This is a genomic window from Microvirga soli (genome assembly GCF_016734765.1).
GTDB lineage: Bacteria > Pseudomonadota > Alphaproteobacteria > Rhizobiales > Beijerinckiaceae > Microvirga > Microvirga soli.
In genome coordinates this window covers 105,676-129,295 of record NZ_JAERQE010000004.1, presented here as the reverse complement: position 1 = coordinate 129,295, position 23,620 = coordinate 105,676, and the positions used below count along the sequence as shown (strand labels likewise).

The following is a 23,620-nucleotide window of genomic DNA, read 5'->3' as shown; positions in this document are numbered from 1 at the left end:
CAAGTCGTATGGCCAGGTCTCAAGCCCGGCCATGACGATGAGGAGAAGAGTGTATGGCCGTTCGTAAGCTCGCGCCTGAAGACATGCAGCCCCAGAGCTTCGTTCTCTCCCCAGAGACCGAGGCTTTTGCGGACAAGGAAATCGCCAAGTATCCGCCGGGTCGGCAGGCTTCGGCCGTGATCGCACTGCTGGGCAAGGCTCAGGAGCAGGCGGGCGGCTGGCTGCCGCGCAAGGCTATCGAGGCCGTGGCCGCGAAGCTCGACATGGCGGTGATCCGCGTGATGGAGGTGGCAACCTTCTACACGATGTTCAACCTCGAGCCGGTCGGAAAGTATTTCATCCAGTTCTGCGGCACGACGCCCTGTGTCCTGCGCGGTGCAGGCGACATCCGGAAGGTTCTGGAGAGCCGTGTTGGCGAGCAGAACCATGTTTCTGCCGACGGCGCCTTCTCCTGGCTGGAAGTGGAGTGCCTTGGCGCCTGCTCCAACGCCCCGATGGTGCAGATCAACGATGATTACTACGAAGACCTGACGACCGAGAACTTCGAGAAGCTTCTCGACGACCTTGCGGCGGGCCGCCCCGTAAAGACGGGTTCGCAGATCGGCCGCATCCGGTCGGAGCCTTTCGAGGCCGTCAACACCCTGCAGGATCCGACGCTTTACGACGGCTCGCTCGTCGGCGCTTGGCGCAAGCGCTTCGATGAGCAGGCAAAGGCTGCTGAGACCGGCGAGAATGCCGCCGCCATGGCGAGCGTTCCCCAGGAAGCCAAGGCCGCCAAGCCTACGGCGGGCCGCGCCATCGAAAGCCCTGTCGCGGATACCCCTGCGGCGCGCGCTAAGGAAGGCGAGACGCCGATCAATCCGGCGGACCGCAAGGAAGCCGCCGATCCGTCGACGGCGACCAAGGGCAAGTCGCATACGGAAGAGGGCGCGAGGCCTGCTCCGCAGAGCAGCAAGTCCTATGTGGCATCCCCGACCAAGGACGGCGAGGCTGTGCCAAACAGCCCGACGACTCCGGAAGCCGGCACGCCGCCTGCCCAAGCCGAGACACGCCGCGACGGCAGCGAGAGCAAGCCAGGCGTGACCGTCGACAAAGACAACATGACGTCCTGATGGAGTGATCGGGAATGCTTCAGGACAAAGATCGTATCTTCACCAATCTCTACGGCTTCCATTCGCCGGATCTCAAGGCTGCGCAGATGCGCGGCGCCTGGGACGGAACCAAGTTCCTCCTGGAGCAGGGCCGCGACTGGATCATCAACGAGATGAAGGCGTCGGGTCTGCGCGGCCGTGGCGGCGCAGGCTTCCCCACGGGCCTCAAGTGGTCCTTCATGCCCAAACAGTCGGACGGCCGTCCGCACTATCTGGTCGTGAACGCCGACGAGTCGGAGCCGGGCACCTGTAAGGACCGCGAGATCATGCGGAACGATCCGCATCTTCTCGTCGAAGGCTGCCTTCTGGCCTCCTTCGCCATGGGCGCTCATGCAGCCTACATCTACATCCGCGGCGAGTACGTGGCCGAGCGCCATGCGCTCCAGCGGGCGGTGGACGAGGCCTACGAGGCCAAGCTCATCGGCAAGGACAACATCCACGGCTATCCCTTCGACCTCTACGTCCACCACGGCGCAGGCGCTTACATCTGCGGCGAGGAGACGGCTCTCATCGAGAGCATGGAAGGCAAGAAGGGCATGCCGCGCCTGAAGCCGCCATTCCCGGCCAATATGGGCCTCTACGGCTGCCCGACGACCGTGAACAATGTCGAGTCCATCGCGGTGGCCGGCACGATCCTGCGCCGCGGCGCCTCCTGGTTCTCCGGCATCGGCCGTCCGAACAACGTCGGCACCAAGCTCTTCTGCGTGTCTGGGCATGTTAACAAGCCCTGCAACGTGGAGGAGGCCATGGGCCTCACCTTCCGCGAGCTGATCGACCGCCACTGCGGCGGCATTCGCGGCGGCTGGGACAACCTGCTCGGCGTCATCCCCGGCGGATCTTCAGTGCCGATCGTTCCGGCTCATGAGATCGCCGACGCCTATATGGATTTCGATACGCTGCGGAACCTGAAGTCCGGTCTCGGCACAGCCGCCGTAATCGTGATGGACAAGTCCACGGATATCGTGCGCGCCATTGCCCGCCTCGCGTATTTCTACAAGCACGAGAGCTGCGGCCAGTGCACTCCGTGCCGCGAAGGTACGGGCTGGATGTGGCGCGTGCTCACCCGCATGGCCGAAGGTCGCGCCCAGAAGCGCGAGATCGACATGCTCCTCGAAGTTTCGACCCAGATCGAAGGCCACACCATCTGCGCGCTCGGCGACGCAGCGGCATGGCCGGTCCAGGGGCTGATCCGCCACTTCCGTCATGAGATCGAGAAGCGGATCGACGATTACGCGGCGAACCCGCATTCCGAATCCGTCATGATCGCGGCGGAGTGAGATTGAAGATGGCGAAAATCATCGTTGATGGCGTCGAGGTCGACGTTCCTGCGGAATACACTTTGCTCCAGGCCGCCGAAGCGGCCGGGGCGGAAATTCCGCGATTCTGCTACCATGAGCGGCTCTCGATCGCCGGCAACTGCCGCATGTGCCTCGTCGAGGTGAAGGGCGCGCCGAAGCCGGTCGCCTCCTGCGCCTGGGGCGTGCGCGACTGCCGTCCGGGGCCGAACGGCGAGCCGCCTGAGGTCTCCACCAAATCGCCGACGGTGAAGAAGGCGCGGGAAGGGGTGATGGAGTTCCTCCTCATCAACCACCCGCTCGACTGCCCGATCTGCGACCAGGGCGGCCAGTGCGACCTGCAGGACCAAGCCATGGCCTACGGCGTCGACACCAGCCGCTTCCATGAGAACAAGCGCGCGGTGACCGACAAGTATCTCGGCCCGCTGGTGCGCACCTCCATGAACCGGTGCATTCACTGCACCCGCTGCGTGCGCTTTTCGGCCGAAGTGGCCGGCGTGCCGGATCTCGGCGCCCTGTGGCGGGGCGAGGATATGGAGATCACGAGCTATCTCGAGAAGGCCCTCGGCTCCGAGCTGCAGGCCAACGTGGCGGATCTCTGCCCGGTCGGCGCTCTGACCCACAAGCCGGAGGCCTTCCACTATCGTCCCTGGGAGCTCACCAAGACCGATTCCGTCGACGTGATGGATGCGGTTGGCTCCGCAATCCGGGTCGATTCCCGTGGCCGCGAGGTCATGCGCATCCTGCCGCGCGTGAACGAGGCGGTGAACGAGGAGTGGATCACCGACAAGACCCGCCAGATCGTGGACGGCCTGCGCCTCCAGCGCCTCGACCGCCCCTTCGTGCGGGAGAATGGCCGCCTGCGTCCCGCCTCATGGCAGGAGGCGTTCGCCACCATCGCCAGCCGCGTGAAGGGCACGGACACGAAGCGCATCGGCGCCATCGTGGGTGATCTCGCCGCCGTTGAGGAGATGTACGCCCTGAAGCTCCTCATGGAGAGCCTCGGCGTCACCAATATCGACGCCCGCCAGGACGGCAGCGTGCTGACCCCGGTCTATGGCCGCGGCTCCTACCTGTTCAACACCACCATCTCCGGCATCGAGGATGCGGACGCGATCCTGATCGTGGGCTCGAACCCGCGCATCGAGGCCTCGCTCGTGAACGTGCGCATCCGCAAGCGCTGGCGCGCGGCTCCGCCGCCGATCGCCATGATCGGCGAGCATGCGGACCTCACCTACCCCTACGAGTATCTCGGCGCAGGGCCTGAGACGCTGTCCGAACTCACTGCTGGCCGCCACAGCTTCATGGAGAAGCTCCGTGGCGCCGAGCGTCCGCTGATCATCGTGGGGCAGGGTGCACTCTCCCGTCCGGACGGTCTGGCGGTTCTCTCCACTGTCGCTCAGCTCGCCCGTGACGTGGGCGCGGTGAAGGACGGCTGGAACGGCTTCTCGGTTCTGCACACCGCCGCGTCCCGCGTCGGCGCCCTCGATCTCGGCCTCGTGCCGGGCGAGTGGGGCCTGAATGCTCAGACCATGGCGCAGGGCGAAGTGGACGTGCTGTTCAATCTCGGCGCAGACGAGATCGACATCGCTCCCGGGACCTTCGTGATCTACCAGGGCACTCACGGGGACCGTGGTGCGCACCGTGCCGACGTGATCCTGCCGGCCGCGACCTACACCGAGAAGTCCGGCACCTACGTGAACACGGAAGGCCGGGTCCAGCTCGCCAACCGCGCCGCCTTCGCTCCAGGCGAAGCGCGGGAGGACTGGGCCATCCTGCGAGCGCTCTCCGACGTGCTGGGCCATCGCCTGCCGTTCGACTCGCTGAACGCCCTGCGGGCGAAGCTCTATGCGGCCTATCCGCATTTCGCCGCGGTCGAGACGGTTCAGCCGGCTGACGGCTTTGCCGCCATCCAGGCGCTCGCCAATATCGGCGGCACCCTCGGGCGCGAGCCTTTCGTGAGCCCGGTAAAGGACTTCTACCTGACGAACCCCATTGCCCGCGCCTCCGGCGTCATGGCCGAGTGCTCCGCGCTCGCCCGTGAGCTGAAGCTCGAGGCGGCTGAGTAAGAGGAACGGATCATGGAATTTGGGGATATCCTCCTCGCCGTCGCGATCATGCTGGGCAAGAGCCTGCTCATGCTGGTCGCGCTTCTCATCTTCATCGCCTACGCGCTCTATGCCGACCGTAAGGTATGGGCCGCCGTTCAGCTGCGGCGCGGCCCGAACGTGGTCGGTCCCTGGGGGTTGTTCCAGTCCTTTGCCGACCTGCTCAAATTCGTGCTGAAGGAGCCGATCATCCCGGCGCCGGCCAACAAGGGCATGTTCCTGCTGGCGCCGCTGCTGATGTGTACCCTGTCGTTGGCAGCTTGGGCGGTCATCCCGCTCAATTCCGGCTGGGCCATCGCCGACATCAATGTGGGCATCCTCTATATCTTCGCGATCTCGTCGCTCGGCGTCTACGGCGTCATCATGGGCGGCTGGGCCTCTAACTCGAAGTACCCGTTCCTCGGCGCGCTTCGCTCGGCGGCCCAGATGGTGTCCTACGAGGTGTCGATCGGCTTCGTGATCGTGACGGTGCTCATGTGCGCCGGCACCCTGAACCTTTCGGCCATCGTAGAGGCGCAGAATAGCAGCCTCGGCATCCTGGGCTGGTACTGGCTGCCGCTCTTCCCAATGTTCGTGGTGTTCTTCATCTCGGCCATGGCCGAGACGAACCGCCCACCCTTCGACCTGCCGGAGGCCGAGTCCGAGCTCGTGGCCGGCTATATGGTGGAATATTCCTCCACGCCGTACCTGCTCTTCATGCTCGGCGAGTACGTGGCCATCATGACCATGTGCGCCCTCGGCACGATCCTGTTCCTGGGCGGCTGGCTATCGCCGATCCCGTTCGCGCCCTTCACCTGGGTTCCGGGCGTGATCTGGTTCGTGCTCAAGGCGAGCTTCCTCTTCATCCTCATCGCCATGGTGAAAGCCCTGGTTCCCCGCTACCGCTACGATCAGCTCATGCGCCTCGGCTGGAAGGTGTTCCTGCCTCTGTCGCTTGCCATGGTCGTGATCGTGGCGGCTATCCTGATGGCGACCGGCAATGCGCCGGGCGTCCGCTAAAGGAGACTGGCCATGCAGCTCGACCGCATTGCCCAATCCCTCCTGCTGAAGGAGTTCATCTCAGGCTTCATCCTGACGGTGAAATACTTCTTCAAGCCGAAGGCGACCCTCAACTACCCGTTTGAGATGGGCCACCGCGGGCCTCGCTTCCGCGGCGAGCATGCCCTGCGGCGCTATCCCAACGGGGAAGAGCGCTGCATCGCCTGTAAGCTCTGCGAGGCCATCTGCCCGGCCCAGGCCATCACCATCGAGGCCGGTCCGCGCCGCAACGACGGCACCCGCCGCACGACCCGCTACGACATCGACATGGTGAAGTGCATCTATTGCGGCATGTGCCAGGAAGCCTGCCCGGTGGACGCAATCGTCGAGGGGCCGAACTTCGAGTTCTCCGTGGAAACCCGCGAGGAGCTCTACTACGACAAGGCCAAGCTTCTCGAGAATGGGGAGCGTTGGGAGCGCGAGATCGCGAAGAACCTCGCGAAGACCGCCCCCTACCGGTAAGAGCGCCTTTGGTCCGTGAGGGCAGGGGCAGGCAGCTCCGGCGGGTTGTCCCCGCCGGATTCGGAATTTATAGACAGGCCGCCGGATTGTCCGGGGCCACGTCGGAAGGGGCCGCCTTGTGCGGCTTGAACTGAGCATGACGGTTACCGCCGCCTTCTTCTATCTGTTCGCGACGATCACGATCGCGTCCGGCTTCATGGTGATTGCCTCCCGCAATCCCGTGCAGTCGGTGCTGTTCCTCATCCTGGCCTTCGTGAATGCGGCGGGCCTGTTCCTCCTGATGGGGGCCGAGTTCCTGGCGATGATCCTGGTGATCGTCTATGTGGGCGCGGTCGCGGTGCTCTTCCTCTTCGTCGTCATGATGCTCGACGTGGATTTCGCAGCACTCCGCCAGGGCTTCCTGCAGTACCTGCCCATCGGCGGCCTGATTGGGCTCATCCTCCTGCTGGAGCTGATCCTCGTGGTCGGCACCTACACCATCGACCCGGGTCTCGTCCGGTCTCCGCAGGTGCCGATCCCGTCCGCCGACGTCATGACCAACACCGAGGCTATCGGCCAGGTGCTCTATACCCGCTACTTCTACTTCTTCCAGGCCGCCGGCCTGATCCTGCTGGTCGCCATGATCGGCGCCATCGTCCTGACCCTGCGCGAGCGTGTCGGCGTACGGCGCCAGGACATTTCCAAGCAGAACGCCCGGACGCAGGAAACCGCCGTCGAGGTGCGGAAGGTTCCCTTCCGCCAGGGCATCTAAGGAGGCACGCCATGGTTATCGGACTGGGTCACTACCTCACCGTCGCCGCCGTCCTCTTCACGCTCGGCGTGTTCGGCATCTTCATCAACCGGAAGAACGTGATCGTCATCCTGATGTCCATCGAGCTGATCCTGCTCGCCGTGAACATCAACATGGTGGCCTTCTCGACCCACCTGAACGACATCGTCGGCCAAGTCTTCGCCATGCTGATCCTTACGGTGGCGGCGGCGGAGGCAGCCATCGGGCTGGCCATTCTGGTGGTCTTCTTCCGCAACCGCGGCTCCATCGCGGTTGAAGACGTCAACATGATGAGGGGCTAACGCCCGCACGATCGGCGAAGTAAACGCACATGTATCACGCAATCGTCTTCCTGCCGCTCGTCGGCTTCCTCATCGCAGGCATCTTCGGTCGTGTACTCGGCCCTCGGCCGAGCGAGATCATCACGACGGGGCTGCTCTTCGTGGCGGCCGTCCTCTCCTGGGTGTCCTTCATCCAGGTCGGCTTCGGCGATGGAGCCAACCGGGTTCAGGTGGCCCACTGGATGTCGGTCGGCGACCTTCAGGTCGACTGGGCGTTCCGAATCGACACGCTGACGGCCATGATGCTGGTGGTCGTCAACACCGTCTCGGCGCTCGTGCACCTCTACTCCATCGGCTACATGCACGAGGATCCGCACCGTTCGCGGTTTTTCGCCTACCTGTCGCTCTTCACCTTCACCATGCTCATGCTAGTGACGGCCGACAATCTCATCCAGATGTTCTTCGGCTGGGAGGGCGTGGGTCTGGCGAGCTATCTGCTCATCGGCTTCTGGTACCAGAAGGATTCCGCCAACGCGGCGGCCATGAAGGCCTTCATCGTCAACCGCGTCGGCGATTTCGGCTTCCTGCTCGGCATTTTCACGGTCTTCGTCCTCTTCAACGGCGTGACCTTCGACGCGATCTTCCCGCGCGTGGCCGAGTTGGCGAATGCCAACTTCACCTTCCTCGGGATCGAGTGGCATGCCCTGACCATCGCCTGCCTGCTGCTCTTCATGGGCGCCATGGGCAAGTCGGCGCAGTTCCTGCTCCACACCTGGCTGCCGGACGCGATGGAAGGGCCGACCCCGGTCTCGGCCCTCATCCACGCCGCCACCATGGTGACCGCGGGCGTGTTCATGGTCGCCCGCCTGTCGCCGATCTTCGAATACGCTCCGGCAGCTCTGACGGTCGTCACCGTCATCGGCGGCATCACGGCCTTCTTCGCCGCCACCGTCGGTCTGGTCCAGAACGACATCAAGCGCGTCATCGCCTATTCGACCTGCTCGCAGCTGGGCTACATGTTCGTGGCGCTCGGCGTCGGGGCCTACAGCGCCGGCGTGTTCCACCTGTTCACGCACGCCTTCTTCAAGGCCCTGCTGTTCCTTGGCGCCGGCTCGGTGATCCATGCCATGCACCATGAGCAGGACATGCGCCATATGGGGGCCCTGCGCCGCTACATCCCCATGACCATGGCCATGATGCTCATCGGCAATCTGGCCCTGACCGGCTTCCCGTTCACGGCCGGCTACTACTCGAAGGACGCCATCATCGAGGCAGCCTACGCGGCTCATTCGACCGCCGGCTCCTTCGCCTTCCTGGCAACGGTCGTGGCCGCGTTCATGACCTCCTTCTACTCCTGGCGCCTGTTCTTCCTCACTTTCGAGGGCACCGCGCGCTGGGGTCACGGCCACCATGGCCATGCGGCTCACGCCCCGCACGTCCACGAGGGTGTGGAGCATGACGATCACAGCCGCGATGCGGAGCCGGCGCATCACGCCCAGCACGAACATGGCCACCATGGGGACCATACGCCTCATGAGAGCCCGCTGGTGATGCTGCTGCCGTTGATCGTGCTCGCCATTGGGGCGGTCGTGGCCGGTATCGTCTTCCACGACGCCTTCATCGGCGAAGGCTACCAGGAGTTCTGGAAGGGTGCCCTGTTCACCCGTCCCGAAAACCACATCCTGGAAGAGATGCACCACCTCCCGGGCTGGGTGCCGCTCCTGCCGTCGATTATGATGGCCCTCGGCTTGGCTCTCGCTTACTACATGTACATCCTCGACACCAAGCAGCCGGCGAAGCTCGCGGCCGATCACCCGATCCTGTACCGCTTCCTGCTCAACAAGTGGTATTTCGACGAGCTCTACGACGCGATCTTCGTGCGTCCCGCCATGGCTATTGGCCGCTTCTTCTGGCGCACAGGTGACCAGCGGATCATCGACGGCCTCGGGCCTGACGGCATCTCCGCCCGCGTCATGGATGTGACGCGCGGCGTGGTGCGGGTGCAGACCGGCTACGTCTACCATTATGCCTTCGCGATGCTGATCGGCGTTGCGGCTCTCGTGACCTTCTACCTTTTCAGGGGAGCCCACTAAATGCTCGGCTTCGGCATCCTCTCCGGACTTCTGGTCCTGCCGCTCGTTGGAGCGGCCTTCATCCTGACCCTGCGCGGCGACAGCGAGGCTGCTCGCTCCAACGCACGCTGGGCGGCGCTCGCTACGACGATTGCGACCTTCCTCCTCTCGCTCGTCGCCTGGTCGCGCTTTGACACGGCAACGGCTTCGTTCCAACTCGTGGAAAGCCATGTGTGGCTGACCGACACCATTCGCTTCAAGCTCGGCGTCGACGGCTTCTCCATGCCGCTGATCCTGCTCACCACCTTCCTGATGCCGTTCTGCATCCTGGCCTCGTGGGAATCGATCGGGCACCGAGTGAAGGAATACTTCGTCGCCTTCCTGGTCCTCGAGACCACGATGATCGGCGTGTTTTGCGCCCTCGACCTCGTGCTGTTCTACCTGTTCTTCGAGGCCGGCCTCATTCCGATGTTCCTCATCATCGGCATCTGGGGCGGCAAGCGTCGCATCTACGCGAGCTTCAAGTTCTTCCTCTATACGCTGCTCGGCTCCGTGCTGATGCTGCTCGCCATCATGGCCATGTACTGGCAGGCGGGCACCACCGACATTCCGACCCTGTTGGCGTTCAAGTTCCCGTCGAACCTGCAGACTTGGCTCTGGCTCGCCTTCTTCGCCTCGTTTGCGGTGAAGATGCCCATGTGGCCGGTCCACACGTGGTTGCCGGACGCCCACGTGGAAGCGCCCACCGCGGGCTCGGTGATCCTGGCCGGCGTCCTGCTGAAGATGGGCGGCTACGGCTTCATCCGTGTGTCGCTGCCGATGTTCCCGGAGGCTTCGGAGTATTTCGCCCCGCTGGTGTTCGCCCTCTCGGTCATTGCGATCATCTACACCTCGCTGGTCGCCCTGATGCAGGAGGATATCAAGAAGCTCATCGCCTATTCCTCGGTGGCGCATATGGGTTTCGTGACCATGGGCCTGTTCAGCATGAACGAGCAGGGCATCCAGGGTGCCATGTTCACCATGATCTCCCACGGCCTCATCTCCGGCGCGCTCTTCCTCAGCGTCGGCGTGATCTATGACCGGATGCATACCCGCGAGATCAAGGCCTATGGCGGCCTAGTGAACCGGATGCCCATGTATGCGGTGGTGTTCCTGATCCTGACCATGGCCAATGTGGCCCTCCCAGGCACCTCGGGCTTCATCGGCGAGTTCCTGACCCTGATGGGAGCCTTCCGGTCCAACACCTGGGTGGCATTCTTCGCCACCACCGGCGTGATCCTCTCGGCGGCGTACGCGCTCTGGCTTTACCGGCGGGTGGTCTACGGAGAGATCGACAAGCCGGCGCTCCAGACGATAACCGATCTGAATCGTCGTGAAATCATCACCTTCGCGCCGCTCGTCCTGCTCATCATCTACTACGGCGTGCAGCCAGGTCCGATTCTCGACGCCTTTGCGGTGCCGACGGAATCGCTTCTCAACAACGTTCAGGCCGCGCTCGCTACCGTGAAGACGGCAGCGGCCGTTGCACACTGAGGTTACGATGAACCCCGCCTTCACCATTCCCGCTTTCGGCCCCGTGCTGCCAGAGATTCTCATGGCCGCCGGAGCCCTCGTCATGGTCCTGTTCGGCGCCATCCGCGGCGAGCGTCCTGGCTATGCCATGAACATCATCGCCCTGGCGCTTCTCGCCGTCACCTTCGTGGCGGTGCTGATGCTGCCGAGCGAACGTGTCGAGACCATGGGCGGCTCCTTCGTGATCGACGGGTTCGCCAAGTTCATGAAGGCCCTGACGCTCATCGCCTCTGCCGGAGGCGTCATCCTCTCGCTGGACTACATGCGCCGCGAGGGTATCAGCCGGTTCGAATACCCGATCCTGATCATCCTCTCGACCATCGGCATGATGATGGTGATTTCGGCCAACGATCTGATCGCTCTCTATATCGGTCTTGAGCTGCTGAGCCTGTCGTCCTATGTCATCGCCGCCTTTGACCGGGACAACGTCCGCTCGACCGAGGCCGGTCTGAAATACTTCGTGCTGGGCTCTCTCTCGTCCGGCATGCTGCTCTACGGCTCTTCACTGGTTTACGGCTTCTCCGGCAGCGTCTCGTTTCCGGTCATCGCTACGGTTCTGCAGGGCAATGTGAGCATCGGGGCCATCGTCGGTCTCGTCTTCGTGGCTGCCGGCATTGCCTTCAAGATCTCCGCCGTGCCGTTCCACATGTGGACGCCCGACGTCTATGAGGGTTCGCCGACGCCGGTTACCGCCTTCTTCGCCGCTGCTCCCAAGATGGCTGGCATGGCCATGGCAACCCGCGTGTTCATCGATGCCTTCCCGGGCATCCTGATCCAGTGGCAGCAGATCATCGTCTTCATCTCGATTGCCTCCATGGCGCTCGGCTCCTTTGCGGCGATCGGCCAGCGCAACATCAAACGCCTGATGGCCTACTCCTCCATCGGCAACGTCGGCTATGCGCTCATCGGGCTCGCGGCCGGCACGGCTGAGGGCATCCAGGGTGTCATCGTCTATATGGCGATTTACTTGGCCATGACGCTTGGCACTTTCGCGGTGATCCTCGGCATGCGTCGCGGCAACGTCATGTACGAAACGGTAGACGACCTCTCCGGGATGGCACGCACCCACCCGGTGCTCGCCTTCTGCCTCGGCATGATGATGTTCTCGCTCGCCGGCATTCCGCCGCTCGCTGGCTTCTTCGCCAAGTTCGCGGTGTTCAACGCCGCCATCGAGGCTGACCTGGTGGCCCTCGCCATCATCGGCGTGGTGACGAGCGTCGTCGGCGCCTATTATTACCTGCGCATTGTGAAGGTGATGTATTTCGATGAGCCGGCCGAGCGCTACGATGCCATGCCTGCGGGCGTGAAGCTGGTTCTCGCCCTCTGCAGCATCTTCGTCGTCCTCTTCGGTATCGTTCCGGCGCCGCTGGTGGCGGCTGCGCGTACCGCCGCAAGCTCCCTGTTCTGATCGTGCATCTGTCGCCCGAGACCGAGTCCGCCAGATACAGGCTGCTCTCCCTCGAGGCGACAGGCTCGACGAACGACGACGCCCTACAGGCAGCCCGGTCCGGCGATCCAGGTCAGCTCTGGATCACTGCCGCTGAGCAGCTTGCGGGCAGAGGGCGGCACGGCCGGCAATGGTCGTCGCCTCAAGGCAACCTCTACGCCAGCCTTCTGCTCATCGATCCCTGCGAAGTGGCCTCTGCGCCGCAGCTTGGTTTCGTGGCCGGACTAGCCCTCCACGAGGCGGTCGAGGCGGTCACCGGTGTTGGTGCCCCGCGGCTCGCCCTCAAGTGGCCGAACGATCTTCTGCTCGATGGGGCTAAGGTGTCAGGCCTTCTCCTGGAAGGGCACAGGCTTCAGCCAGAGGGGCCGCTCGCCATCGTGATCGGCTTCGGGGTGAACGTGTCGTTTGCACCGTCCGGGACCCCATATCCCGCAGTAAGCCTGCAGCAGGTGAAGGAAAGCCTGACCCGCGACCAGGTTTTCCTTGCCCTCTCTTCCGCCTTCGCCAGGACCTTTGCGGCTTGGCGGGCGTCGTCGCGCATGAATGTATCCGATCCCTTTGGTGTCATTCGCAGGCTCTGGCTCGAACGTGCCGCCGGGGTGGGGCAGGAGGTCACTCTCCGTCTGCCCTCAGGCGACAAGCGAGGTGTGTTCGACGGACTCGACCGGTTCGGCCGCCTGCAGCTCAAAGGCACCGACGGTGTGGAACTCATCGACGCCGGCGACCTTTATTTTCCCAATTTGCTACACGATATAGCCAAGCCGAGCGCTGGCACGAAAAGGTCTCAATCTTAATGGCATCTCACCAGGACGAATTGGTTTTTCTCCCTCTCGGCGGTCTCGGCGAGATCGGCATGAACGCTGCCCTCTACGGCTTCGGGCCGGAGAACGACCGCCAATGGATTCTGGTCGATTGCGGCATGGGATTCGGCGGCGAGGAGAATCTGCCTGGCATTGATGTCGTCTATCCGGATCTGCGTTTCATCGAGGAAGAGCGCCACAACCTTCTGGGCATCTTCATCACCCATGCCCACGAAGATCACATTGGCGCTCTCGTCGAGATGTGGCCGCGCCTTGAGGCGCCCGTCTATGCCACCAAGTTCGCCATTGGACTGTTGGAGACACGCCGCCTGTCGGAGCCCGGTGCACCGAAGGTCAATCTCAACGAGATCGTCCCGGGTCAGCGCCTGAAGCTCGGCGCCTTCGACATCGAGTTCGTGCCGGTCGCTCACTCGATTCCGGAATCCAATGCTATGGCCATCCGGACGCCGCACGGCCTCGTAGTCCATACCGGCGATTGGAAACTCGACAGCACCCCTTATCTTGGCAGCCTGACGTCGGAGGAGACGTTCCGTGCTCTCGGCGATGAGGGGGTTCTGGCTCTCGTCTGCGACTCGACCAACGTGGTGCGCGAGGGCACAAGCCCCAGCGAGGCCGATGTCTCGCGGAACCTGGCTGCCCTGATCAAGGATGCACCGCACCGGGTCGCCGTCACGACCTTCGCGTCCAACGTGGCTCGCATCCGCTCCGTCGCCGAGGCTGCACGGGAATGCGGGCGCGAGGTGATTGTGGTTGGCCGCGCCATGGATCGGGTCGTCGATGTGGCGAAGGAATGCGGCTACCTCGATGATCTGCCAGAGTTCCGCTCAGCGGACAGTTTCGGCTACATGCCACGCGACAAGGTTGTCGCCATTCTCACAGGTTCGCAGGGAGAGCCCCGCGCCGCCCTGGCTCGCATCGCCCAGGATGAGCATCCCGATATCGCTCTCTCCGCCGGCGACCGTGTGATCTTCTCCTCTCGCGCCATCCCGGGCAACGAGAAGGCGGTAGGCTCCATCATCAACAGCCTCATCGACCAGGGAATCGAGATCATCACCGACCGGACGGAGCTCGTTCACGTCTCCGGACATCCACGCCGGGGCGAACTTGCCCAGATGTACCAGTGGACCCGTCCTCGCATCGCGATCCCAGCTCATGGCGAGCCCTTGCACCTGAGCGAGCACGCCAAGTTCGCGCGCCAGCAGGGTGTGCAGGAGGTAATCCGCGCGAAGAACGGCAGCCTCGTGCGCCTTTCTCCCGGCCCGGCCGAGATCGTCGACAACATCCCGGCAGGGCGTCTCTACCGCGATGGGAATATCGTGATCGGCGCTGGAGACCGGGCGCTGCCGGAACGCCGCAAGCTCGCATTCGCCGGCATTGTAACGGTTGCGATCGCCATTGACGACCGGGGCGAGCTCGTGGGCGACCCGGTGATCGACGCCATGGGCCTGCCGGACAAGAACCGGCAGGGCCGGGACCTGACCGACATCATTGCCGACACGGTGGCAGACCTGCTCGACGGCTTGCCGAAAGCCAAGCGCCGGGATCCTGAGGCTGTCGAGAACGCCGTCCACCGGGCCGTCCGCGCGGCCGTGAATCAGGAATGGGGCAAGAAGCCCGCCTGCCATGTTCTCGTGATCGAGGCCTAAGGGCTGCAGGGCCTTTGAGGGGACCAGAATGATCGGACGTCTCAACCATGTCGCCATCGCCGTGCGGGATATCACGGCGGCTTCCGAGCTCTACCGCAATACTCTCGGCGCCGAGGTCTCGGCACCTGAGCCGCTCGAAGAGCACGGTGTCACCGTCGTGTTCATCACGCTGCCCAACACCAAGATCGAGCTGCTGGAGCCGCTTGGAGCGGAATCCCCCATTGCCCGGTTCCTCGAGAAGAACCCGGACGGCGGCATGCATCACATCTGCTACGAAGTCGACGACATCAACGCGGCTCGGGACCAGCTTGTGAATTCCGGGGCCAGGGTGCTCGGCACTGGCGAGCCGAAGACCGGAGCGCATGGAAAACCCGTGCTTTTCCTGCACCCCAAGGATTTCAACGGCACTCTCATCGAACTTGAACAAGCCTGAGGACAAGCTGTTGATAAACTTTGTCAAAACCCTTGCTCGGTCGTTCTGGTCCACTCTGGCTGTGGTAGTCGTGGTCTCGGCGATTGCTATCGCCGTGGTGGTCAACGGCTTCGAGTTGCGGATCAGCGGAGCGTTGGCCCTTTACTTCGTGATCTGGTGGATCCTGCTCTTCGCCGTTCTGCCTTTCGGCGTTCGCAGCCAGGCAGAGGCCGGTGAGGTGATCCGCGGCAGCGAGCCGGGGGCGCCCGCGCTTCCTGCTCTGCGCGAGAAGGCGATCTGGACGACGCTCGTCGCTTCAGTGGTGCTGGTGATCGTTGCTTTGGTTTTCCCTCTGGCAGGTCTCTAGACAGCCTCTGGCCGGTAGCCCAAAAAAGAAAAGCAAGGCTTTCGCCTTGCCTGAACTGCCTTTTGGCAATTTTTGATCCCTGGCTTTCTTAGGCCGGCGCCTATCTGGCGCTTAGGGACATTGTTCCTCCCGAAACTCGGACCGTAGCCTCCGACCTCTGAGGGTCTCAAGACGTTAGGATTTTGTTTATAGTCACCTTCCGTTGGGGTGTCACCGTTCTTAGGCAGCCGATGATGCAAATTTCGGCATTTCATGTATTCATCTTTGGTCTAATCCACCTCGCCGCGGCTCCTGCGAACCGATGACAGCTTGTCTTTTGCCCGGGGCCTGTGTTGTGTGCTGGAAACGAGTCGTTACTCAGCTTCTGTTCAGATCGAGACCTTAAAAGGCGTCCCATGCGTTTGAGCCGCTACTTCCTCCCCATTCTCCGCGAGACGCCGAAGGAAGCGGAGATCGTCTCCCACCGCCTGATGTTGCGCGCCGGCATGATCCGCCAGGAATCGGCGGGCATTTACGCTTGGCTGCCGCTGGGGCTGAGGGTCCTGAACAAGATCAACGCCATCGTCCGCGAAGAGCAGAACCGCTCGGGCGCCGTCGAGCTTCTCATGCCGACGATCCAGTCGGCGGATCTGTGGCGCGAGTCGGGCCGCTACGACGCTTATGGCAAGGAGATGCTGCGCATCCAGGACCGGCATGAGCGCGAGATGCTCTTCGGCCCGACCAATGAGGAAATGGTCACGGAGATCTTCCGCGGCTATGTGCGCTCCTACAAGGATCTGCCGCTGAACCTTTATCACATTCAGTGGAAGTTCCGCGACGAGGTGCGCCCGCGCTTCGGCGTCATGCGCTCGCGCGAGTTCCTGATGAAGGATGCCTATTCCTTCGATCTCGATCAGGACGGTGCCGTCCACTCCTACAACAAGATGTTCGTGGCTTATCTGCGCACCTTTGCCCGGATGGGTCTCAAGGCGATCCCGATGCGGGCCGATACGGGCCCGATCGGCGGCAACCTGAGCCACGAGTTCATCATCCTGGCCTCGACGGGCGAGAGCGAGGTGTTCTGCCACGCGGATTACCTGAACTTCGACATTCCGGCCGAAGATACCGATTTCGACGATATTCCTGGCCTGCAGAGCACCGTCGATAAGTGGACTTCGCTCTACGCCGCCACGTCCGAGATGCACGATGCAGGCGCCTTCGACGCGGTGCCCGCCGACAAGAAGATGTCGGCGCGCGGCATCGAGGTCGGCCACATCTTCTATTTCGGCACCAAGTACTCCGAGCCCATGGGCGCTAAGGTCATGGGGCCGGACGGGCAGGAGAGGCCGGTCCATATGGGCTCCTACGGCATCGGCCCAAGCCGCCTGATCGCCGCCATTATCGAGGCCAGCCATGACGAGAACGGCATCATCTGGCCGGAAGGTGTGGCGCCCTTCGATATCGCGATCCTCAACCTGAAGGCAGGCGATGCCGGCACGGATGCTGCCTGCGAGCGGCTCTACCGTGAGCTCTCCGCCGCTGGACGCGACGTGCTTTACGATGATCGCGACGAGCGCCCCGGCGGCAAGTTCGCCACCGCAGACCTTATCGGCGTGCCGTGGCAGGTGGTGATCGGCCCGAAAGGACTTGCTGAAGGTAAGGTGGAGCTGAAGCGCCGCGCCACCGGCGAACGTGAGACGCTGTCTCTCGACGACGTGGCCGCCCGCCTCATTGGCCATAAATAAGCTCCCATGGCCAAGGCAGCGGAAACCAAAGCGACACCTACGGGGACGAAACCCTTTTCGCTCTTCGAGTGGATGCTCGCCGGTCGCTACCTGCGCACGCGGCGGCGGGAAGGCTTCGTCTCGGTGATCGCCGGTTTCTCGTTCCTCGGCATCATGCTCGGTGTCGCCACGCTGATCGTGGTGCTCTCGGTCATGAACGGTTTCCGCAAGGAGCTGCTCGACAAGATCGTCGGCATCAACGGCCATATCTTCGTGGCACCGATAGAAAGCCCGCTGACTGACTATCCGGAGGTGGCTGCGCGCATTGCCGCCGTGCCGGGCGTTCGGCGCGCTATTCCATTGGTGGAGGGGCAGGCCTTCGGCTCCTCGCAATATAACGGAAGCGGCGTTCTCGTGCGGGGCATTCGCCCCGAGGACTTGCAGAAGATCCAGCATATCTCGGGCAATATCCGCCAGGGCACGCTCGACGACTTCGATGAAGGCGAGGGGGTGGCAATCGGCCGGCGTCTTGCGGATGCCCTGTCGCTCCAAGCAGGCGACACCTTTACGCTCATCACGCCCCGGGGCGCCTCAACGCCCTTCGGCACAGCGCCCCGGGTCAAGGGCTATCCGGTGAAGGCAATCTTCGAGATCGGCATGTCGGAGTTCGACTCCACCTTCGTGTTCATGCCGCTCACGGAGGCGCAGAACTATTTCAACCGTCAGGGCGACGTGCAGCTGATCGAGGTCTATCTCGACAATGCCGACCGGGTGGATGAGGCCCGCGCGGCCATCGACGAGGCGGCGGGCCGGCCGATCCTGATGACCGACTGGCGCCAGCGCAACCGCACCTTCTTCGGCGCGCTCGAGGTCGAGCGCAACGTGATGTTCCTCATCCTGACCCTCATCGTGCTGGTGGCGGCGCTCAACATCATCTCCGGCCTCATCATGCTTGTGAAGGATAAATCGGAGGACATTGCGATCCTGCGCACCATGGGGGCGACGCGCGGAGCCATTATGCGCGTGTTCCTGATCACGGGTGCCTCCATTGGAATCGTCGGCACCATTGCGGGCTTCGGCCTCGGTCTCCTGCTCGCGCTCAATGTCGAGACCATTCGCGATGTGATCTCACGGCTCACAAGCACGAACCTCTTTCCGGCTGAACTTTACTTCCTGAGCCGCCTGCCTGCCGATGTGAATCCCACCGAAGTGGCGACCATCCTGATCATGGCGATGGTGCTGTCGCTGCTCGCGACCCTCTACCCTTCTTGGCGAGCTGCCAAACTCGATCCTGTCGAGGCGTTGCGTTACGGATAAGCATGTCGCCAGCCCAGTCCCAACCCGCCCTGTACCTGTCGAAAGTCGAGCGTCGCTACCCGCAAGCGGGCAGCTTCCTCGAAGTGCTGCGCGGGACAGACCTCGCGATCTGGCCGGGCGAGATCGTTGCCCTCGTGGCGCCGTCCGGCACGGGCAAGTCGACCCTGCTTCATGTGGCAGGCCTGCTCGAGAAGCCCGATGGCGGTGAGGTCTTCGTGGGCTCGAAGCAGACGGCCTCCATGAACGACCAGGAGCGTACGCGAGTGCGGCGCGAGGAACTTGGCTTCGTTTACCAGTTTCACCATCTCCTGCCGGAATTCTCGGCGCTGGAGAATGTGGTGATACCGCAGCTCATTCGGGGTCTGCCGAAGCCCGAAGCGCAGGATCGTGCGAAGCAGCTCCTGACCTTCTTGGGTTTGGGCAAGCGCCTGGACCATCGCCCCGGTGAACTCTCCGGCGGTGAGCAGCAGCGCGTCGCCATCGCACGCGCGGTTGCCAACGCCCCGCGTCTGCTACTGGCGGACGAGCCCACGGGCAACCTCGACCCGCACACGGCTGACCGGGTGTTCCAGACCCTCGTGGCCATTGTCCGCGCCTCGAAGCTCGCGGCTCTTATCGCTACCCACAACATGGATCTCGCCGCCCGCATGGATCGGCGCGTGACCATCCGCGACGGGCTGATCGTTCAGCTGCCCTGAGGTTTCACGCTCTCACTGAGATTGTAAGTCGGCGCCTTCCAGGCACGCCCGCCTGTGCGTGATCGCATCTTTACGCTTTGTTGACTCCGTCCCGAAAGCAGTCTTTGCACACGCTTTACACAGAACATCCAATGAACAAATATGAACATATTGGGAACACGGAGATCGGACCATGCTTCGCTTCATCATCGAGACCACCGCCGAAATCGCTTCGCTCGCTATGTTCGGCTCGGCCGTGGCAATCTGGGCTCTGGTTCTTTCTCCCATCGCTTGATACCGGAAATCCACAACAACCCACCGCGATTCACAGGAACATAGTCCTCGGCGTCCTGGGTTAGGATTTCGAGGAAAGAATCGTGCCACTATGCGTGCCATTGAGTGAGTAGAGTTTCATGGCGCGCATTCTCCAGGATATTGGTTTCGTTCATCTGCACGTGCATTCCTCGTATTCTCTGCTCGAGGGTGCCCTGAAGATCGCGCAATTGGCGAAACTCGCTGCCGCCGACAAGCAGCCGGCGCTGGCGCTCACCGACACCAACAATCTCTTTGGTGGCCTCGAATTCTCCGAGAAGATGGCGGGCTCCGGCATCCAGCCCATCGCCGGCGTCCAGCTCTCGGTCTGCTTCGAGGAAGCCGATCCTGTTGCCCGCGTGGTGCCCCAGCCCGCCAATATCGTGCTGCTCGCGCAGAACGAGGAGGGCTATCGCAACCTCATGCGCCTGGTGAGCCACGCCTATTTCGGCGTGCCGCTCGGCGAGAGCCCACGCGTTGCGGCTCCCATCTTGTCGGCTCACAGCGAAGGGATCATCGCGCTGACGGGCGGCTTCACAGGGCCTCTCGACGGCGCCCTGCGCAATGGTGGGCGCCAGGATTTGGCTCAGGCGCGGCTCGGTATCCTGAAGGAAGCCTTCGGACACCAACTCTATGTCGAGATCCAGCGTCATGGATTGGAAGACGAACGCCTGATCGAGGGCGAGTTGCTGACGCTTGCCGATCGCAATGGCTTGCCGATCGTTGCCGCCAACGAGCCCTTCTTCTCGTCGGCAAAAGACTATGAGGCGCACGATGCGCTGCTTGCCATCGCGGAAGGGCAGATCGTCTCCAACCCGGATCGCCGCCGCCTCTCGCCGGAGCACCACTTCAAGACGCGCCAGCAGATGATGGAGCTGTTCGCGGACCTGCCGGATGCCCTGCAGGCCAGCGTCGAAATCGCCATGCGCTGCGCAACGCGCGTGAAGACCCGCAAGCCTATCCTGCCGAATTTCGGCACCGGTCCTGACGCCGCTACTCTCGATGAAGGCGCGGAGTTGCAGCGCCAGGCGGAAGAAGGTCTCGCCAGGCGTCTTGCCGCGCATGGCCCGGCGCCGGGACTGACCGAGCAGGTTTATCACGACCGGCTGGCCTTCGAGGTCGGCATCATTCGCAAGATGCAGTTCCCCGGCTACTTCCTGATCGTGGCGGACTTCATCAAATGGGCGAAGGATCACGACATCCCGGTGGGGCCGGGCCGTGGCTCCGGTGCGGGTTCGCTCGTGGCCTATGCGCTCACCATCACGGATCTCGACCCCCTGCGTTTCAGCCTACTCTTCGAGCGCTTCCTCAATCCGGAACGCGTTTCGATGCCGGACTTCGACATCGACTTCTGCGTGGATGGACGCGAACGCGTGATCCAATATGTGCAGCAGCGGTATGGTGAGGAGCAGGTCGCGCAGATCATCACCTTCGGTACGCTGCTCGCCCGCGGCGTGCTGCGCGACGTCGGCCGCGTGCTGGAGATGCCGTACGGCCAGGTGGACAAACTCACCAAGCTCGTGCCGCAGAACCCTGCCAATCCGGTGACGCTCGCCCAGGCTATCGAAGGCGAGCCGAAGCTACAGGCTGCCATCGACGAGGAACCCGTCGTCAAGCGCATGCTCGACATCGCGCAGAAGCTGGAAGGCCTGCATCGGCACGCCTCGACCCACGCGGCGGGTGTCGTGATCGGTGATCGTCCGCTGCAGGAACTGGTGCCGCTCTACCGAGACCCGAAGACCGGCATGCGGGTGACCCAGTTCAACATGAAATGGGTCGAGCAGGCGGGCCTCGTAAAGTTCGACTTCTTGGGTCTCAAGACCCTCACCGTCCTGCGCACGGCGGTCGACCTCATTCGCCGCAAGGGGATCGAGATCGATCTCTCGGCACTGCCACTGGATGACCGTAAGACCTACGAGATGCTCCAGCGCGGCGAGACGGTCGGCGTGTTCCAGGTGGAATCGGCGGGCATGCGCAAGGCGCTTGTCGAAATGGAGACCGACCGCTTCGAGGACATCATCGCTCTCGTGGCGCTCTACCGTCCGGGTCCGATGGCGAATATCCCGGTCTATTGCGCGCGCAAATTGGGCAAGGACGAGCACAACAAGAAAGACTGGTACCCCCACGACAAGCTCGAGCCGATCCTGCGCGAGACCTTCGGCATCATCGTCTACCAGGAGCAGGTGATGGAGGTGGCGAAGGTCCTCTCCGGCTACTCGCTCGGCGACGCCGACCTTCTGCGCCGCGCCATGGGCAAGAAGATCAAGGCCGAGATGGACGCGCAGCGCGAGCGTTTTGTGTCCGGTGCGAAGGAGGGCGGCCTCGACAAGGCGAAAGCCAACGAGATCTTCGACCTGCTCGCGAAGTTTGCCGATTACGGCTTCAACAAGAGCCACGCGGCAGCCTATGCGCTCGTCGCGTTCCAGACCGCCTACCTGAAGGCCAACCATCCAGTCGAGTTCCTGGCCGCGTCCATGACGCTCGATCTCGACAACACCGACAAGCTGTCGGAATTCCGCCGCGAGGTCCAGCGCCTTGGCTTCAAGGTCATCCCACCCTCCATCAACCGGTCGGGTGTGGTGTTCGACGTGGAGTACGATGCAGAAGGCCAGGGGCAGATTCTCTATGCGCTGGCTGCCGTCAAAGGCGTGGGCCGGCAGGCCATCGAGAGCGTGGTCGAGGCCCGCGGGGACAAGCCCTTCAAGGATCTCGCCGACTTCGCCCGGCGCATCAATCCGCGCATGATCAACAAGCGAACCGTGGAGAACCTGATCGCTGCCGGTGCCTTCGACGAGGTGGAGCCGGATCGGGCAAAAGCCTGCGCGTCCATCGACGCCATGATGAGTCTTGCCCAGCAGTCCCATGAGGCGGCCAACGGCGGCATGATGGACATGTTCGGGGGAGTTGCTTCGGCCGATGTCCACCTGCGGATTGGCCCTTACGATCCCTGGCCGGCGGCCGAGAGACTGCAGCGGGAATATGACGCCGTCGGCTTCTTCCTTTCGGGTCATCCGCTCGACGAGTACGGTGACCTTCTCAAGAAATTGCGGGTGCAAACCTGGGTTGAGTTCTGCCGCTCGGTGAAGGCGGGCAATTCCGTGGGGCGGGTCGCCGCAACTGTGCTCGATCGCCAGGAGCGCCGGACCAAGACCGGTAATAAGATGGGCATTCTCATGCTCTCCGATCAGACCGGGCAGTTCGAGGCCATCATCTTCTCGGAGGGCCTCATGCGCTTCCGCGAAGTGCTCGAGCCCGGCGCCGCCGTGGTCCTCATGCTGCAGGCCGGCATGGAGGGCGAGGAGGTGAGGGCGCGAATCGGCATCGCCGAGCCGTTGGAAGAGGCTCTCGCCAAGCACCAGAAAGGCATGCGGATTTTCCTGCGGGACGAGCGACCGATCTCCAGCGTCTGCGAGCGCCTGAAGGCAAGAGGCGAGGGCGAGGTCTCCCTGGTTCTGATCCTGGACGACGGCGATCGGGAGGTAGAGGTCAAGCTTCCCGGCAAATACATGGCCTCGCCGCAGATCGCCGGTGCTCTCCGGGCTGTGCCGGGGGTCGTAGACGTTCATATGAATTAGGCCGGTGCGGAGCCTTCCCTCGCAGAGAGGGTGGGGTAGCCTTATGTTCCCTATTTGTTCTTGACAATTCTCCTAACATCGGCTATATCGTTTGTTAGACCTGCCTCTAATGAGGGGCGCGCTCGCGAGGCGTCGCAGTGTGGAGGCAGGCACGGTCCTGTGGTGCGGCCTCGCAAGCTTCACTGACAGGAGGCCCAGGCTGCATGCCGGTGGTCGGAATCGGTTCAAGGCCCCCGTCGAGCAGACGGGCAACGCCTGGAACGGTCACCGGGCTGGCACCGCTTGAACGCCTAAAGAAGCCGTGCGCGAAGAGGCACCTCGGCTCTTCCTTCTCACCATCCATCATCGAGCCGGGCTGCCTGTCGCGCCACCCTCGATTGCCCTTCAGGCTCGCAGCACCCGCTGCGGGCCACAAGGTGCTGGCTGCTCTTTGACACCCCACCACTCGCGTCATCCCGGACGAAGCGCAGCGCAGATCCGGGGTCGTCAGACCAGCCCAGCACTGTTATCCCGGGGCTGCGCAGCAGAGCCCGGGATCCATAACCGCCGACGAGGCAGAACGAGGTGCAACACTTCCCGCCCTCCTTGAGGCGTC

At 63.1% G+C, this 23,620-nt stretch carries 18 protein-coding genes; all 18 read left to right on the top strand.

Annotation, left to right across the window (positions count from 1 at the left end; translation table 11 throughout):
• Positions 1 to 53 precede the first annotated feature (53 nt).
• The 18 genes from nuoE to dnaE all read left to right on the top strand — a co-directional run bounded on the left by nuoE (position 54) and on the right by dnaE (position 23,025).
• Complete coding sequence (gene nuoE, locus JKL45_RS05910) at positions 54 to 1,112, top strand: NADH-quinone oxidoreductase subunit NuoE (RefSeq protein ID WP_201860189.1); 1,059 nt, start codon at positions 54 to 56, stop codon at positions 1,110 to 1,112.
• A gap of 14 nt (positions 1,113 to 1,126) precedes the next feature.
• Positions 1,127 to 2,428 carry an NADH-quinone oxidoreductase subunit NuoF gene (nuoF, locus tag JKL45_RS05905; RefSeq protein WP_201860188.1) on the top strand — a complete coding sequence of 434 codons (1,302 nt, stop codon included), beginning with the start codon at positions 1,127 to 1,129 and terminating at the stop codon, positions 2,426 to 2,428.
• An 8-nt stretch (positions 2,429 to 2,436) separates the two neighbouring features.
• Positions 2,437 to 4,515, top strand: a complete 2,079-nt coding sequence (gene nuoG, locus JKL45_RS05900; protein ID WP_201860187.1) for an NADH-quinone oxidoreductase subunit NuoG — start codon at positions 2,437 to 2,439, stop codon at positions 4,513 to 4,515.
• A gap of 12 nt (positions 4,516 to 4,527) precedes the next feature.
• Positions 4,528 to 5,553 (top strand): NADH-quinone oxidoreductase subunit NuoH, encoded by a 1,026-nt coding sequence (gene nuoH, locus JKL45_RS05895; RefSeq protein ID WP_201860186.1) that lies wholly within the window; start codon positions 4,528 to 4,530, stop codon positions 5,551 to 5,553.
• Between the two features lie 12 nt (positions 5,554 to 5,565).
• Complete coding sequence (gene nuoI, locus JKL45_RS05890; protein WP_201860185.1) at positions 5,566 to 6,054, top strand: NADH-quinone oxidoreductase subunit NuoI; 489 nt, start codon at positions 5,566 to 5,568, stop codon at positions 6,052 to 6,054.
• A gap of 136 nt (positions 6,055 to 6,190) precedes the next feature.
• Positions 6,191 to 6,805 (top strand): NADH-quinone oxidoreductase subunit J, encoded by a 615-nt coding sequence (locus JKL45_RS05885; RefSeq protein ID WP_201860184.1) that lies wholly within the window; start codon positions 6,191 to 6,193, stop codon positions 6,803 to 6,805.
• A gap of 11 nt (positions 6,806 to 6,816) precedes the next feature.
• Positions 6,817 to 7,125: an NADH-quinone oxidoreductase subunit NuoK gene (nuoK, locus tag JKL45_RS05880; protein ID WP_036353841.1), complete on the top strand. Its 309-nt coding sequence runs from the start codon at positions 6,817 to 6,819 to the stop codon at positions 7,123 to 7,125.
• A 29-nt stretch (positions 7,126 to 7,154) separates the two neighbouring features.
• Positions 7,155 to 9,197 carry an NADH-quinone oxidoreductase subunit L gene (gene nuoL / locus JKL45_RS05875; protein WP_201860183.1) on the top strand — a complete coding sequence of 681 codons (2,043 nt, stop codon included), beginning with the start codon at positions 7,155 to 7,157 and terminating at the stop codon, positions 9,195 to 9,197.
• Positions 9,198 to 10,709: an NADH-quinone oxidoreductase subunit M gene (locus tag JKL45_RS05870; RefSeq protein WP_201860182.1), complete on the top strand. Its 1,512-nt coding sequence runs from the start codon at positions 9,198 to 9,200 to the stop codon at positions 10,707 to 10,709.
• Between the two features lie 7 nt (positions 10,710 to 10,716).
• Positions 10,717 to 12,156: an NADH-quinone oxidoreductase subunit NuoN gene (gene nuoN, locus JKL45_RS05865; protein ID WP_201860181.1), complete on the top strand. Its 1,440-nt coding sequence runs from the start codon at positions 10,717 to 10,719 to the stop codon at positions 12,154 to 12,156.
• A gap of 2 nt (positions 12,157 to 12,158) precedes the next feature.
• The gene (locus JKL45_RS05860; protein WP_312896915.1) at positions 12,159 to 12,989 is read left to right on the top strand and encodes a biotin--[acetyl-CoA-carboxylase] ligase; all 831 of its coding nucleotides are present in this window, start codon (positions 12,159 to 12,161) and stop codon (positions 12,987 to 12,989) included.
• Entirely contained in the window at positions 12,989 to 14,662 is a 1,674-nt protein-coding gene (locus JKL45_RS05855) for a ribonuclease J (RefSeq protein WP_201860180.1), read from the top strand. The genes JKL45_RS05860 and JKL45_RS05855 overlap by 1 nt, the downstream gene beginning before the upstream one ends.
• Before the next feature lie 28 nt (positions 14,663 to 14,690).
• Positions 14,691 to 15,095: a methylmalonyl-CoA epimerase gene (mce, locus tag JKL45_RS05850; RefSeq protein ID WP_201860179.1), complete on the top strand. Its 405-nt coding sequence runs from the start codon at positions 14,691 to 14,693 to the stop codon at positions 15,093 to 15,095.
• A 10-nt stretch (positions 15,096 to 15,105) separates the two neighbouring features.
• The gene (locus tag JKL45_RS05845) at positions 15,106 to 15,441 is read left to right on the top strand and encodes a DUF1467 family protein (RefSeq protein ID WP_246498332.1); all 336 of its coding nucleotides are present in this window, start codon (positions 15,106 to 15,108) and stop codon (positions 15,439 to 15,441) included.
• Positions 15,442 to 15,836: 395 nt separating this feature from the next.
• Positions 15,837 to 17,165, top strand: a complete 1,329-nt coding sequence (gene proS / locus JKL45_RS05840) for a proline--tRNA ligase (protein WP_201860178.1) — start codon at positions 15,837 to 15,839, stop codon at positions 17,163 to 17,165.
• A 6-nt stretch (positions 17,166 to 17,171) separates the two neighbouring features.
• Positions 17,172 to 18,461 (top strand): lipoprotein-releasing ABC transporter permease subunit, encoded by a 1,290-nt coding sequence (locus JKL45_RS05835; RefSeq protein ID WP_201860177.1) that lies wholly within the window; start codon positions 17,172 to 17,174, stop codon positions 18,459 to 18,461.
• Positions 18,462 to 18,463: 2 nt separating this feature from the next.
• On the top strand, positions 18,464 to 19,159 hold the full coding sequence (locus JKL45_RS05830; protein ID WP_201860176.1) for an ABC transporter ATP-binding protein: 696 nt from the start codon (positions 18,464 to 18,466) through the stop codon (positions 19,157 to 19,159).
• A gap of 392 nt (positions 19,160 to 19,551) precedes the next feature.
• Positions 19,552 to 23,025 (top strand): DNA polymerase III subunit alpha, encoded by a 3,474-nt coding sequence (gene dnaE, locus JKL45_RS05825; RefSeq protein WP_201860175.1) that lies wholly within the window; start codon positions 19,552 to 19,554, stop codon positions 23,023 to 23,025.
• Positions 23,026 to 23,620 lie beyond the last annotated feature (595 nt).